Origin of the sequence: Dietzia sp. CQ4 (genome assembly GCF_014145125.1) — a bacterium.
GTDB lineage: Bacteria > Actinomycetota > Actinomycetes > Mycobacteriales > Mycobacteriaceae > Dietzia > Dietzia natronolimnaea.
Genome location: NZ_JAALDZ010000263.1, coordinates 1 through 13,426 on the forward strand (window position 1 = coordinate 1; position 13,426 = coordinate 13,426).

The 13,426-nt window shown below is 69.3% G+C and carries 14 protein-coding genes, 1 tRNA gene and 1 riboswitch; of the genes, 6 read left to right on the forward strand and 9 right to left on the reverse strand.

Going from position 1 to position 13,426, the window contains the following annotated elements:
- Positions 1 to 142 precede the first annotated feature (142 nt).
- Positions 143 to 763 (forward strand): TetR/AcrR family transcriptional regulator, encoded by a 621-nt coding sequence (locus G6031_RS14245; protein WP_182638558.1) that lies wholly within the window; start codon positions 143 to 145, stop codon positions 761 to 763.
- A 99-nt stretch (positions 764 to 862) separates the two neighbouring features.
- Here the strand turns inward: G6031_RS14245 and G6031_RS14250 are convergent, their stop codons facing one another.
- Positions 863 to 1,474: an HNH endonuclease gene (locus G6031_RS14250; protein WP_182638557.1), complete on the reverse strand. Its 612-nt coding sequence runs from the start codon at positions 1,472 to 1,474 to the stop codon at positions 863 to 865.
- A gap of 203 nt (positions 1,475 to 1,677) precedes the next feature.
- Between G6031_RS14250 and G6031_RS14255 the strand changes: the two genes are divergently transcribed.
- Genes G6031_RS14255 through G6031_RS14265 form a run of 3 tightly spaced genes read left to right on the forward strand, consistent with a single transcriptional unit; the run spans position 1,678 to position 4,449 of the window.
- Positions 1,678 to 2,073, forward strand: a complete 396-nt coding sequence (locus G6031_RS14255) for a globin (protein ID WP_182638556.1) — start codon at positions 1,678 to 1,680, stop codon at positions 2,071 to 2,073.
- Between the two features lie 35 nt (positions 2,074 to 2,108).
- Positions 2,109 to 3,689, forward strand: coding sequence for an alpha-amylase family glycosyl hydrolase (locus G6031_RS14260; RefSeq protein ID WP_182638560.1), 1,581 nt, complete (start codon positions 2,109 to 2,111; stop codon positions 3,687 to 3,689).
- A gap of 16 nt (positions 3,690 to 3,705) precedes the next feature.
- The gene (locus G6031_RS14265) at positions 3,706 to 4,449 is read left to right on the forward strand and encodes an SDR family oxidoreductase (protein WP_182638555.1); all 744 of its coding nucleotides are present in this window, start codon (positions 3,706 to 3,708) and stop codon (positions 4,447 to 4,449) included.
- A gap of 41 nt (positions 4,450 to 4,490) precedes the next feature.
- Here the strand turns inward: G6031_RS14265 and G6031_RS14270 are convergent, their stop codons facing one another.
- The 8 genes from G6031_RS14270 to G6031_RS14305 all read right to left on the reverse strand — a co-directional run bounded on the left by G6031_RS14270 (position 4,491) and on the right by G6031_RS14305 (position 12,288).
- On the reverse strand, positions 4,491 to 5,681 hold the full coding sequence (locus tag G6031_RS14270) for a site-specific DNA-methyltransferase (protein ID WP_182638554.1): 1,191 nt from the start codon (positions 5,679 to 5,681) through the stop codon (positions 4,491 to 4,493).
- Positions 5,678 to 6,385: a hypothetical protein gene (locus G6031_RS14275; RefSeq protein WP_347237762.1), complete on the reverse strand. Its 708-nt coding sequence runs from the start codon at positions 6,383 to 6,385 to the stop codon at positions 5,678 to 5,680. Before G6031_RS14275 ends, G6031_RS14270 begins: the two co-directional genes overlap by 4 nt.
- Positions 6,382 to 6,867, reverse strand: coding sequence for a thioesterase family protein (locus G6031_RS14280; RefSeq protein ID WP_182638553.1), 486 nt, complete (start codon positions 6,865 to 6,867; stop codon positions 6,382 to 6,384). Before G6031_RS14280 ends, G6031_RS14275 begins: the two co-directional genes overlap by 4 nt.
- The gene (locus tag G6031_RS14285; protein WP_182653600.1) at positions 6,864 to 7,325 is read right to left on the reverse strand and encodes a thioesterase family protein; all 462 of its coding nucleotides are present in this window, start codon (positions 7,323 to 7,325) and stop codon (positions 6,864 to 6,866) included. The genes G6031_RS14280 and G6031_RS14285 overlap by 4 nt, the downstream gene beginning before the upstream one ends.
- Entirely contained in the window at positions 7,322 to 7,771 is a 450-nt protein-coding gene (locus tag G6031_RS14290) for a thioesterase family protein (protein ID WP_182653601.1), read from the reverse strand. Before G6031_RS14290 ends, G6031_RS14285 begins: the two co-directional genes overlap by 4 nt.
- 5 nt (positions 7,772 to 7,776) lie before the next feature.
- Positions 7,777 to 9,450, reverse strand: a complete 1,674-nt coding sequence (ettA, locus tag G6031_RS14295) for an energy-dependent translational throttle protein EttA (RefSeq protein ID WP_182653602.1) — start codon at positions 9,448 to 9,450, stop codon at positions 7,777 to 7,779.
- 126 nt (positions 9,451 to 9,576) lie between these two features.
- Positions 9,577 to 10,089 (reverse strand): single-stranded DNA-binding protein, encoded by a 513-nt coding sequence (locus G6031_RS14300; RefSeq protein ID WP_182638551.1) that lies wholly within the window; start codon positions 10,087 to 10,089, stop codon positions 9,577 to 9,579.
- A gap of 168 nt (positions 10,090 to 10,257) precedes the next feature.
- On the reverse strand, positions 10,258 to 12,288 hold the full coding sequence (locus tag G6031_RS14305) for a cytochrome c oxidase assembly protein (RefSeq protein WP_241734211.1): 2,031 nt from the start codon (positions 12,286 to 12,288) through the stop codon (positions 10,258 to 10,260).
- A gap of 107 nt (positions 12,289 to 12,395) precedes the next feature.
- On the opposite strand from G6031_RS14305, the gene G6031_RS14310 reads away from it, so the two are divergent.
- Both G6031_RS14310 and G6031_RS14315 read left to right on the forward strand, forming a co-directional pair.
- Positions 12,396 to 12,468: transfer RNA gene (locus G6031_RS14310), tRNA-Arg, on the forward strand.
- A 396-nt stretch (positions 12,469 to 12,864) separates the two neighbouring features.
- Positions 12,865 to 12,962: riboswitch (TPP riboswitch) on the forward strand.
- Between the two features lie 9 nt (positions 12,963 to 12,971).
- Positions 12,972 to 13,426 (forward strand): ATP-binding cassette domain-containing protein (locus G6031_RS14315; protein ID WP_347238504.1); only part of this gene is annotated, 455 nt, incomplete at its 3' end.

The window sequence follows — 13,426 nt, forward strand, 5'->3', positions numbered from 1 at the left end:
AGCCAGTTCAGATGTCACCTACTCGTGCACCAGCCCCGTTCGCCACTCGCATGCCCTGTTTGCCACCGTCCCGTGCTGTGTCCGATGAGTCACCCATTGCCCACACTCCCCAAAGTTAGCTCGACCGTACTATAATTAGTACATGCGTACTAACGATGGGTCGGCTGGCGAGGGGCGGGGCACCGTCGGTGGCCGTGCCCGACGCGATCAGATCGAGCGTGCGGCTGCTGAGGTGCTTGCTGATGTCGGCTACGGCGCCGCGTCCGTCGCTCTCATCGCGAGGCACGCGGGGGTCAGCAAAGGCGTCATCACCTATCACTTCCCGAGCAAGGATGAACTGCTGCGCCGGGTGGCGCTACGCCTGTTCCAGGAATGCGCGGCCCATATCGCCGCATGTACCAATGGCGCGGCGACTCCTGCAGATCGACTGCGCGCAGGGATCAGCGCCGAGCTGGAGTTCTTCTCCTCTCGCCGCATCGAGTTCCGTGCGATGGCGGAAGTCATGGCCAATCACCGCGATGCCGGCTTCGTCCACGCGTTCAACGATGTCTCCGCCGCGGAAACCGAAGCTCTTGCGGACCTCCTGGTGGAAGGTCAGGCGCTGGGCCAGTTCAGAGCGTTTGATGCCGACGAATTCTCCCACCTGATCAGCTCGGCCAAGAACGGGCTGCTCGACCGATGGGCGGCCGACGACACCCTGAATCTCGAATCAGCATCAGCGGCGATGATCGACTTCGTCGAAAGTGCTGTTCTCGCCCGCTGAGGAGCCAATCTTCGTAACCAGGGGAGAAATCGCTAGCCGTCGTGACGCATTGCGTCGTCGGCACCGACGGACCACCGTCTCGAGCGGCATCAAGCGGCATCAAGCGGCGTCGAGGTACAGGTAGTCCTCCCAGTACGGGCCGATCTCCCGGAGCTGGGAGACGAGCCGCCACGTCCGGCCCCTCGGCGCCACCAACGGCACCCGCAGTTCCCACCCCAACTCCGAGAGGAGCTTGTCTGCCTTCCGGTGATTGCACGGCGCGCAGGAGGCCACACAGTTCTCCCACACGTGTTCGCCCCCGCGGCTGCGCGGGATCACGTGGTCGACCGTGGTCGCACGGGCATTGCAGTACCCGCACCGGTGAGAGTCGCGATGCATCAGTGCCGCCCTCGTCATGGGCACCTGCGCCCGGTACGGGATCCGGACGTACTCGCGGAGCATGATCACCGAGGGCACTCGAACGGCCGTGTAGACCGATCGGACCAGGATCTCGTTCGGGTGATCGTGGACCACCACCGCTTTGCCCCGGAGCAGCATCACCACGGCGCGGCGGGCGGGGAGGGCGGTGAGGGCCTCGTATCCCGCATTGAGCAGCAGGACTCGGGGCGCAGCGGCTAGCGGGACGTGCGGGTCCGGGACAGGCTCAAGCCGACCAGGGGGTCGTGACCCCGGTTGTCGGTACTCCGAATTCTCGCGCACGGCTGTGCCCATGGTCGGTCTCCGCTCGTCTGCTCCGAGCCCAGTGCAGCACTGTCAACCGGGCCCGTAGTGAACCTCGCCTGCAACGATGATGCACCCTCGATGAACACTTCGCGCGCGATCACTGCGTACCGGTTGTCCGCGCCGTTCTCCGGCCGTCGCCGACGGGTGGTGGATCGGACCCCCGGGCGGATCCCACGGGCATGATGGGGAGCATGAGCAGCACTACCTTCTATGACGAGATCGGCGGCGCGGAGACGTTCCGGAAGCTGGTCCACGAGTTCTACCTGCGGGTCGCCGACGACCCGGTGCTGCGCCCGCTGTACCCGGAGCAGGACCTGGGTCCGGCCGAGGACCGCATGCGGATGTTCCTCGAGCAGTACTGGGGTGGCCCCACCACCTACTCGGAGCAGCGCGGTCACCCCCGGCTCCGGATGCGCCACAACCCCTTCCGTGTGGACCGCGCCGCCCACGACGCCTGGCTCACGCACATGCTCGCCGCGGTGGACACGATCGACCGCGAGACCATGGACGACGAGCACCGGGCGGCGATGGTGGAGTACCTCACCCGCGCCGCCGCGATGATGGTCAACACCCCGGAGGACATGTGACGTCCCCGGCCCACGCCACTCGGCCGTGGGAGGACATGGTCCTCTACCAGATCTACCCGCGCTCCTTCGCCGACTCCGACGGGGACGGCACTGGCGATCTACAGGGCGTGATCGACCGCGTCGGATACCTGGAGTTGCTCGGCGTGGACGGGGTGTGGCTGTCCCCCATCATGCGCTCCCCCGGCGCCGATCACGGCTACGACGTCTCCGATCCGCGGGACGTGGATCCGTTGTTCGGAGACGTCGAGACGCTTCGGCGGCTGGTGGAGGCGCTGCACGCCGCGCGCATGGTCCTGATCATGGACCTGGTCCCCAACCACACGAGCATCGAGCACCCGTGGTTCGCCGCCGCGGTCGCGGCCGGCCCCGGTAGCCCCGAGCGCGAGCGGTACTTCTTCCGCGACGGTCTCGGCGAGGACGGCTCCCGTCCGCCCAACAACTGGCCGTCCGTCTTCGGCGGCCCCGCCTGGACCCGCGTCACCGAGCCCGACGGCACAGCCGGGCAGTGGTACCTCCACCTGTTCGCCCCGGAGCAACCGGATCTGGATTGGTCGCACCCCGACGTGGGCGACGACCTGGACGAGACCCTGCGCTTCTGGCTCGACCTGGGAGTCGACGGATTCCGGATCGACGTGGCGCACGGTTTTGCCAAACCGGACGATCTGGCCGACCTGCCGGACGATGTGGAGATCGCCCAGCTCGTCGTCGACGAGCGCGACGCACGGTGGGACCGACCCGGCGTCCACGACGTCCACCGGCGGATCCGCGCGGTCGTCGACGAGTACCCCGGCGCGGCGACCTTCGGCGAGGTGTGGGTGGGCCCGGTCGACCGGTTCGCCCGATATCTCCGCCCCGACGAACTGCACTTCGCGTTCCACTTCCCGCTCACCGGCGCCCCCTTCGAGGCCGGCGCGGTGCGCGAGGCCATCGACGCCACGCTCGAGGCCTCCCGCCTCGCCGACTCGGCACCCACCTGGGCGTTGTCCAACCACGACGTCGTACGAGAGGTGACCCGGTACGGGAACGGCGCCCTCGGCACCGCCCGGGCGCGGGCGATGCTGCTGGTGGAACTGGCCCTGCCGGGGATCACGTTCCTCTACGAGGGGTCCGAGCTGGGTCTGCCGAGCGACTTCTCGATCCCCCACGACCGGTTGACCGACCCCACCTGGGAGCGCAGCGGCCATGCAGAGATGGGCCGAGACCACTGCCGCGTCCCGATCCCGTGGGAGGGCTCCCGGCCGCCGTTCGGCTTCTCGACCTCCGATCACACCTGGCTCCCGATGCCGGACAACTGGGACCGCCTGACGGTGGAGGCCCAGATCGAGGACCCGCAGTCCACGTTGTCGTTGTACCGGGCCGCCATCGAGACCCGGCGATCCTGGCCGGGCCCACGGACCGCGTCGATCGAGTGGTACGGGGCGCCGTCCGGATGCCTGGCGTTCCGCCGCGACGACGGCGTGGTGTGCGCGCTCAACGCTTCTGCGCGATCGGTACCGCTGCCCGACGGCGAGGTCCTGCTCTCCTCGGGCCCCCTCACTTCAGGGCCCCTCGCGTCAGGACCCCGGACCGGCGAGATCCTGCCCCCCGACACCGCGGTATGGTTGCGACCACACTAAGAACGGGGATTAAACCATGAGGCTGTCGGAGAAGACCGCGATCGTCACCGGCGGCGCCGGCGGGATCGGCAGAGGCATCGTCCGGGCGTTCGTCAAGGAGGGCGCCCGAGTACTCGTGGTGGACATCAACGACGACGCCGGCAGTGCCCTGGCGGAGGAGCTGGGTGGGAAAGTCCGATACCTGGCGGCGGACATCTCGGTCGAGGACAACGCCCGCGTCATCGTCGAGAGCGCCGTCGAGCACTTCGGGCGCCTCGACGTCCTGGTCAACAACGCACACGCCTCACGACAGGCGCCGCTGCTGGAGACCACCCGGGAGATGCTGGACCTGTCGTTCGACACGGGGTTCTATCCCACCTTCTGGCTGATGAAGGCCGCGCACCCACACCTGTCCACGACGGGCGGTTCGGTGATCAACTTCGCCTCCGGCGCCGGCATCGAGGGCAGCCCCACCCAGGCCTCCTACGCGGCGGCCAAGGAGGCCATCCGGGCCATCTCCCGGGTCGCGGCCAACGAATGGGCCCGGGACGGCGTCAACGTCAACGTGATCTCGCCGCTGGCCCTCACCGAGGGCGTCGAGGCGTACATCGAGGCCAATCCCGGCGTGGAGAAGCACCTGCTCGCGGGGACCCCGATGCGCAGGTTCGGCGACCCGGAGGCGGACATCGGCCGCGTCGCGGTGTTCCTCGCCAGCGAGGACGCCCGCTACATGACAGGGCAGACGCTCATGGTGGACGGCGGCAGTGTCAAGCTCCGGTAACACCGGGCTCCCGTCAGCGTCACGCTCGGCGCCCGTCAGCGTCACGCTCCGCTGACGCGCAACCGCGGCAGGATCACGTCGCGGACCGTCTCGGGGTTGCGTTCCACCACCACCCAGCGGCGGCCCAGGTCGCGGGCCGCCACGGCAGTGGTGCCGGAGCCGGCGAACAGGTCCACCACCAGGTCGTCCGCCTCGGTCGCCAGTTCCACGATCCGCCGCATCAGTGCCTCCGGCTTGGGCGTGCGGAACCCATCGACACCCGCATTGCGCAGCTCTGCGCGAGCGGTGTCGGTGGACCCGACCTCCTGGGACAACCAGATGGACTTGAGCTTCTTGATCCGACCCACCTCGTGCCGGTCGCGCTGGTACACGTCGACCCGCGGCCCCGACCGACCCCGCACGAGTCGACAGACCAACTCGTCGCTGCGCTCCGCCGCCCGATCGCGGGACCAGCGCCACACGGCCGGGCTCAGGTCACCGAACACCGGCAGGATCTCGGTGAGCCCGGACACGGGGTCCACGGAGACCTCGCCGGTGTCAGGGTCGCCGTAGAGCGGGTAGGTCATGGTGGGCGTGGTGCGCGGGTTGAACCGCTTGTTGGTGTTGCGCAGCGGGAGCAGACGGTAGTTCACGCCGTCCTCGGCGGTATGCGGGAAGTCTGCGGGGTCGACCGCGGAGGCGACCCCGCCGGCCAGCCGGACACGCGCGGGATCCCGCGCGTACACCATGAGCCGGTCGTGCGATCCGGCGAAGAACCTGTCGAGCTGACGCCCCTTGGGGTTGCTCTCCACGGTGAGGTCGGCGATGAAGGCATCGGCGCCGAACACGTCGTCGAGTACGCAGCGGACGCGGTGGGCCTCCGCGTCGTCCAGGTGAACCCAGACGGTGCCGGTCGCCGCCAGGAGTTCGTGCGCCACCCTCAGTCGGTGCTCGATGTACCCCAGCCACTGGTGACGCGGCATGTTGTCGTGGTAGCCGTCGAAGCGGCCGCCACGGTTGTAGGGCGGGTCGAGGTACACCAGTTGCGCCGCGCCCGTGGTCGCGAGGCCGAGCTCGTCCAGCACGTCACCGGCCTCGGTGATCCTGGCCCCGTCGCCGCCGAGGACGACGCCGGTCACCCGACCCTCGGCATCAGGGACCGCCGCGGCGAGTTCCGGCGCCGATCCGTGATCGCCCGGGACCTCGGGCTCGCCCCTCCCGGGCCAGGAGACCGAGAACCCCGGTGACGTCATCGCGGCTCGAGAGTGAGCGCGTCAGTCCGGCGGTAGGCCGTGCCGTAGCGGGCGTCCAGTCGGAGCCATGCCCCGCGTTCACTCACCCTGACCGGTTCGCCCTCCGGAGCGCGCCCGGCCCGCTCGGGCACGAAGCCGCACATCACCATGGAGAACACGATCCGCATGTCCACTCCCACGGGACTGTCGGTGTCCGCGCGCACGGTGAGCACTTCCTGGTCCAACAACGAGGGCGGCAACCCGGCCGGCCCGGCGTTCTCCCGGGCTGCGCCCCGCCCGGACTCGGTCAGGTCCAGCAGGACCTGCGCGGGGATCGCCTCGAGCATCTGGAACCCGTCGGTCGGCGGGAGCAGCCCCTGCCACGATGAGGTGAGGGGCATCCCGGGGTCGACGAGTCCGTCGGCGTCGCCGCGCGGCAGCAGGTCGAGCTCGGTGAGCAGGTGGTCGGCACCGCACACCACGTCACCACCCGGGCAGCGTCCACCGACTCCGCGGACCACCAGGGCACCGAACGGCGTCCGGGACCACACCCGCATCCTGCCGTCGTCGCCGCTGGTCACGCGGACCACAGCCGCCTCGTCGAGCCGCAACAGCCGACGCAGGAAGGTTCGCAGGTCGTCGCGGTCGGCGGGGTCTGGCACCGCGACCATGTCGTCCCCCGTCCCGCCGATCCCCTCTGCCCCGCCGGCTCCGGGACGAATCACGCCGGGTCCTCGTGGCGGAATCGCATCAGGTACTCACGCTCGGCCCGGGTGAACCGCCGCGGCCGCTGGGTCGAGAGGTCGAACGCGGCGATGGTGGCCGTGCAGTCGACCGCCGCCGGCGCCGAGTCGGGTGTGGTGCGCGCCCGGACCTCGTGGCGCGCCACGAACATGGCGGCACCGACCTTCTCGCACCACATGCGCACCCGGATCGGGCCGTCGGCGTGCTTGATCTGGCCGCGGTACTTCACCGCGAGGTCGGTCATCACGGCGCCGGCGGTGAGGGTGGCGGTGGGCGTGCCCTCCTCGAAGAGCCACGGGATGCGGGCCTCTTCGAGGAGCGTGATCATCCGGGCGTGGTTGACGTGATGGTAGAGATCCTGATCCGACCAGCGGACGGGAATCGCTGTGGTGAACACGCGGCGTCCCGGCTCACCGGAGGCCCCGAGGGGTCCCCCGGCCTCGTAGACGAGCTGTTCGCTCACTGCGCGGGCCCCTCGTCGGTGATCGCCGCGCGCTGGTGTGCTGCCTCCAGGACGTGACGCACCCCGGCGGGAATCTCGACGGCCGTAGAGGTCGAGGCGTCGTAGGCGACCATCACCACGCGCAGCGCGCAGCAGACCTCCCCCGCGGCGTCGAAGATCGTCTGCCTGATCTGGTACGAGGTGGTCCCCACGTGCTCCACCTCGATCTCCACGTCCACCGAAGTCGAGTCCCGCAGCACCGGGCGGAGATGGTCGATCTCGACCCGGCGCACCACCTGCGGCAGGTTTCCGAGTCCGAACGGGCCGAACCTGCTGCGGACGAACAGGATCCGCGCCTCCTGCGCATACTCGATGTACTTGACGTTGTTGACGTGCCCGAACTGGTCGAAGTCCGCCCACCGCACCTGGAGGGTGCAGCGGAACGTTCCGCGGTCCGGGGTCTGCTCGCCGGGACTCATCTCGCCTCCTCGCGCTCGCCGAGCAGCGCCGCGCGCTCCTCGGGACTGATCTCGAGTGTCGTGCTCTCGTCCGGCGCCGTCACCACCAACACGGTGTCGACGACAGCGCACGGCTCCGGACCCGTGGAGTCCGAGCCGATCGAGGTCCTCATGGTGAACGAGGTGCGACCGACCCGGAGGACCTCGACGTCCACCCACACGCTCGTGGCGCCGTACCCGATGACCCGGCGGAAGTCGATCTCCATCCACCGCGCCAGCGAGATCGGCACCCGTGACCCCGGGACACCGAACTTGTCCCGGAACCACATCAGTCTGGCGTCCTGGGAGAACTCCTGGAACCGCACATTGTTGACGTGCTGCCCCACAAAATCCGCGATGCGCAGCGGGATGTGGACCCGGTGGACGGCTCCGGGGGTATGCGTGTCCGGCGCGGCGTGCGATCCCATCCGCGTCAGTCCCGTGTCAGCTTGCGGTGGGTGACCCGGTGCGGGCGGGCGGCGTCGGGGCCCAGACGCTCGACCTTGTTCTCCTCGTAGCCCTCGAAGTTGCCCTCGAACCAGTACCACTGCCCCTCGTTGACGTTGCCCTCCCACGCGAGGATGTGGGTACAGGTGCGGTCGAGGAACCACCGGTCGTGCGAGATCACCACGGCGCAGCCGGGGAAGTCCTCGAGGGCGTTCTCGAGGCTGCCGAGGGTCTCGGTGTCGAGGTCGTTTGTCGGCTCGTCCAGCAGGATCAGGTTGCCGCCGACCTTGAGGGTCAGGGCCAGGTTCAGTCGGTTGCGCTCACCGCCCGACAGCACACCGGCCTTCTTCTGCTGATCCGGGCCCTTGAAACCGAAGGCGCTCACGTACGCGCGCGACGGCATCTCGTTCTGGCCGACCTCGATGAAGTCGTTGCCCTCGGAGACGACCTCCCACACCGACTTCTCGGGATCGATGTTCGCGCGGGACTGGTCCACATAGCTCAGCTTGACCGTGTCGCCGACCCGCACGGACCCCGCGTCCGGCTCCTCGAGCCCGACGATCGTCTTGAACAGGGTGGTCTTACCCACACCGTTGGGGCCGATCACGCCGACGATGCCGTTGCGCGGCAGGGTGAACGACAGGTCCTTGATCAGGACGCGGTCGTCGAAGCCCTTCTGCAGCTTGTCCGCCTCGACCACCACGTTGCCCAGGCGCGGCGGGGTGGGGATCTGGATCTCCTCGAAGTCCAGCTTGCGGTGCTTCTCGGCCTCCGCCGCCATCTCCTCGTACTTGGCCAGTCGCGCCTTGGACTTGGACTGGCGGGCCTTGGCGCCGGAGCGGACCCACTCGAGCTCGGCCTTGAGGCGCTTCTGCAGCTTCTGGTCCTTCTTGCCCTGGACCTCGAGGCGCTCGGCCTTCTTCTCCAGGTAGGTGGAGTAGTTGCCCTCGTAGGGGTGCAGCTTGCCGCGGTCGACCTCACAGATCCACTGCGCCACGTGATCGAGGAAGTAGCGGTCGTGTGTGACGGCCAGGACGGCGCCCGGGTAGGCGGCCAGGTGCTGCTCCAGCCACAGCACCGACTCGGCGTCGAGGTGGTTGGTGGGCTCGTCGAGCAGGAGCAGGTCGGGCTTGCTCAGCAGCAGCTTGCACAGCGCGACGCGGCGCATCTCGCCACCGGACAGGTGGGTGACGGGCGAGTCGCCCGGCGGGCAACGCAGTGCGTCCATGGCCTGCTCGATCTGGGAGTCCACGTCCCAGGCGTCCACCGCGTCGAGCTGCTCCTGGAGCCGACCCATCTCCTCCATGAGCTCGTCGGTGTAGTCGGTGGCCATCTCCTCGGCCACCGCGTTGTACCGGCGGATCTGCACCATGGTCTCGCCGAGTCCGTCCTCGACGTTCTCCTTGACCGTCTTGGTCTCGTCGAGCACGGGCTCCTGCATGAGGATGCCGACGCTGGCCTCCGGGTCGAGGAACGCCTCGCCGTTCGAGGGCTGGTCGAGGCCGGCCATGATCTTGAGGATCGAGGACTTGCCCGCGCCGTTGGGCCCCACGACGCCGATCTTCGCACCGGGATAGAAGGACATCGTCACGTCGTCGAGGATCACCTTGTCCCCGTGCGCCTTGCGAACCTTCTTCATCGTGTAAATAAACTCGGCCACTTCTGCCCTCTCACCTGCGCAAATAGTTCACATCGCCGCGGCCAGGCCGCGGGCACGACCCCCATGTTACGTGCCCACCCGCGGCCTCGGTGAGCACGGCGGAGGGCTACCCGCGGCCCTGCCGGTTCAGACCCGGACCGCCTCCGCGAACGCGCTGTCGGCGGCCCGCCCCTCCGGCGCGTCGTCGGCGTCCCGGGAGCCGATCTCCATGACGTCCTCCACGCCGTCCGCGCCCTGCGACTGCCCCGCCCCCTCCCCGTCGGGAGAGATGCCGGGCCCCTCCGGTTGGGCCCTGCGCATGGTCACGTCCATCCGCGACAGGTCCGGGCCCAGGGCGGTCACCCGCATCTCCAGGTCGCGCTGGATCCTGCCGTCCTTCTCGTACTCGTTGGTGAGAAGCCGACCCTGGACGATCACGCCGTCGCCCTTGACCAGTTTCCCCGACGCCCGCTGCGCCAGCCTGCCCCAGCAGTTGGCCGAGAAGTACAGGGTGCCGCCGGTCTTCCACTCCCCGGTGTCGCGGTCCTGGTAGCGGGTGTTGCTGGCCACCCGGAAGGAGAACACCGAGTCCTCTCCGACGCGGCGGGTGGTGGGGTCGGTGATCACGGTTCCGCGGACGGTGGTGTGGGTCTCGTTCATGGTCTCGCTCCTGTCACACTCGGACCGACCGTGCGTCGGCCTCGTGCCCCAGAGCGTGCCCCACCTCGTCGTCGTCGTATCCCGGTCGCACCGCCCGCGGTGCCCGCCCTGTGGAGTGGCGGGAGGGGTGTGGAGCGAGGAGCCCGACGACGACGAGGTGGGCGCCTCTCAGGCCCGGCGGTCGGCGCGGGACATCTCACCGAGCATCTCGTTGTAGGCCCTGAGCTCGGCGTCGTCGTCGCGCTCAGCCTGCCGCTCGCCGCGCCGCGCGTCCCGCATGTCGCTCTGGTACCACTGCCAGGCCAGGGCCAACATGACGATGAACAGCGGGATCTCCCCCGCCGCCCACGCGACGCCGCCGCCGACCTGCTGGCTCTGCAGCAGGTCCGGGATCCAGGGCAGCCCGATCCCGCCGTACCAGTTCTCGGCGAGCACGGTCTTGTAGTTCATCAGCATGATGCCGAAGAAGGCGTGGAACGGCAGCGAGCTGAGCAGCACCATGAGCTTGTAGAGCGGCGAGAAGTGCCGCGGCGCCGCGTCGACCCCGATGATCACCCAATAGAACAGGTAACCGCTGATGAGGAAGTGGACGTTCATGAACATGTGGCCCAGGTGCTCGGAGGCCAGAGCCTCGTAGAACCCGCCGAAGTAGATGATGTAGAAACCCGCCACGAACTGCACCGACGCGACGATCGGATGGGTGAGGAAGCGGGAGAGCGGGTTGTTGATGAACTCGACGATCCACTCACGCGGCCCGGGCGGGTTCCCGCGCCCCGCCGCCGGGAGCGCCCGCAGCGCCAGGGTCAGCGGCCCGCCGAGCGCGAGGAGCACCGGCACGAGCATCGAGATGAGCATGTGCCCCACCATGTGGCTGGCGAAGTCGGCCATCATGTACATCCCCATGCCGGAGCTGGTGGTGAGGAACAGCAGGACGCAGCCGAGCACCCAGGCCACGGTCCGGCCCACCGGCCACGAGTCGCCGCGACGGCGCAGGGTGATCAGGCCCCACACGTACAGGCTCAGCAGGACGACCGCGGCCAGGCCCAGCACCAGGTCGAAGCGCCACAGCCCGAGCACGGTGCCGAAGGAGAACGGACCGGGGAGCTCGAAGCCCAGCAGCGCCTCCTGGCGGGTGGGGACGTAGAGCGGCGCCGGCGGCGGGGTGCGGCCGAGCGAGACCGACAGCCCGATCGTGCCCGCCATCACCACGGCCTCGACCAGCCCGATCCGCAGCAGGGTCCCGCGGTCGACGGGGGCGTTGGCCGATCTGGACTCGATCTTCGCGATGATCCGGCGGCGCATCGCCAGCCCGAACATCGCGAGCAGGACCAGCAGCAGCGCCTTGGCCAGCACGAGCAGCCCGTAGGTCGACGAGAAGAGGTCGCCGGGGTGCAGCCGCACGAGCGCGTTGATGATTCCGGAGAACCCGAGCGCGACGATCGCGATGGTGGCCACCACCGAGTAGCGGCGCAGCGCCAGTGCCACGCGGGAGCCGCCCCGCATGGTGTGGGCGAGCACCGCGACCAGCCCACCCACGTAGAACGCCGCGGCGAACAGGTGGATGATCAACGAGTTGGTGGCGATGTCGTGCGCCGTGCTCCCGGAGGCGTGTCCCGTGGCCGCCACCGGCAGCAGCGAGAGGACCGACACGCCCAGCCAGATCACAGACCAACGCCAACTCAGGGTGAGCCGTTGACCGATCCCGGCCACCAGTGCGATCACCGCCGCCCACCGCCAGGACGAGGCCACGTCGATTTGGCTGATCGCCACGATCCACTGGTCCGGCGGCAGCGACTCCCAGAGGGTGCGGCCGGAGACGTCCGACAGGGTCAGCGGGATGAGCAGTGCCGCGGCCACCGCCCAGGCGATGTTGGCCCACGAGGAGATCCGCTGCGAGCGGTAGCCGTCCACGTCGAGGGTCTTGTCCTTCTGGGGCGGTGTGAAGAACGCCGCGAACAGGGCCGTCCCCACCGCCACCGCCGCGAGCAACTCTCCCATCGCGCGGACCGCCGGGAGCCCGGCCGTTGTGAGAACGCCCGGGTCCGGGACGCCCACCAGCGCGAGCGCCACCTCGGTGGACATGCCCGAGAGCGGGATCACCACCGCCGCGGCCACCACCGCGAGCAGGATCACCACGGGCACCACGCTGCGGGTCCTGAGCGGTCCGGCGGTGGTGGGTGTCGACTTGGACGACGTCATGGCCACCATCGTATTAACCCGATCGCCCCCGGGCCGATTCGCGGCTGCTGCGCACACCCCCGGATCGGCTACCATTCTTCCGGCGACGCCGGACGCGAGCGTCGCAGGCCTCCGTAGCTCAGTGGATAGAGCATCCGGTTTCTACCCGGCTGGTCAGGGGTTCGAATCCTCTCGGGGGCGCACAGGTCTGGGCATATGTCCGGCACGGCGACCGGCCCTCAGCCGGCCACCGTGCCCACATCGTCGCCGGCAGCGGGTCACCGCCCGCCGCGTGGTCACCGCCCCGCCGCGTGGTCACCGCCCCGCCGCGTGGTCACACCTGATCACGTTCTCCCAGGTGGGGTGTTCCGAAATCCATCCGATGTGACCACTCGCCGAGTGGGCACCTCGTTCGCGGCCGCGGCTGCCGGTGAGAGGGGTGAGCGGCGGGGTCGTTGCTGGCCGCCTCCCGTCTGCTGCGGGCGGTTGCCCCGCGACCGGCGCTCCAGCACACGGACGCGCACCCACTAGACGGGCCTCCCATCGCGGAATCGGCCGGTGATACGTTTCATGTTCGGCCCGATTGTCGCAATCGGCGCCGATGACACGGGGTGCCCCTACCGAACGGGGCTGAGATCACACCCGCTGAACCTGAACTCGTTCACACGAGCGGAGGGATGTCACATGCGCTGGTGCACGCTGTGGTGAGCCGTCCGGGAACCACGGCGGTATCGCTCGAGGACCTGGGACACACCTATCCGGGCGCGCGCCGCGCGGTGCTCGCGGACCTCACCCTCTCCGTTCCGGTGGGCGAACACATCGCCGTCGTCGGGCGCAGCGGATGTGGCAAGTCGACGCTGCTGTCGCTGATCGCCGGCCTCACCGAGCCGACGACGGGGTCCGCCCTCGTCCTCGACGCGAGTCAGCCCGCACGACGCCTGGAGTCCTGCGCGTTGATGCCCCAGGGCGACAGCCTGTTGCCCTGGCTGACCCTGCTCGACAACGTCGCGATCAGTCTCCGTAACCAACGGGTGGGCCGGCGCGCGGCCCGCGCCGAGGCCCAGTCCTTGCTGGACCGCCTGGGTCTGGGCGTCTGGTCCGGGGCCCGTCCCGCGGCACTCAGCGCGGGGATGCGCCAGCGCGGCGCACTCGCGCGCGC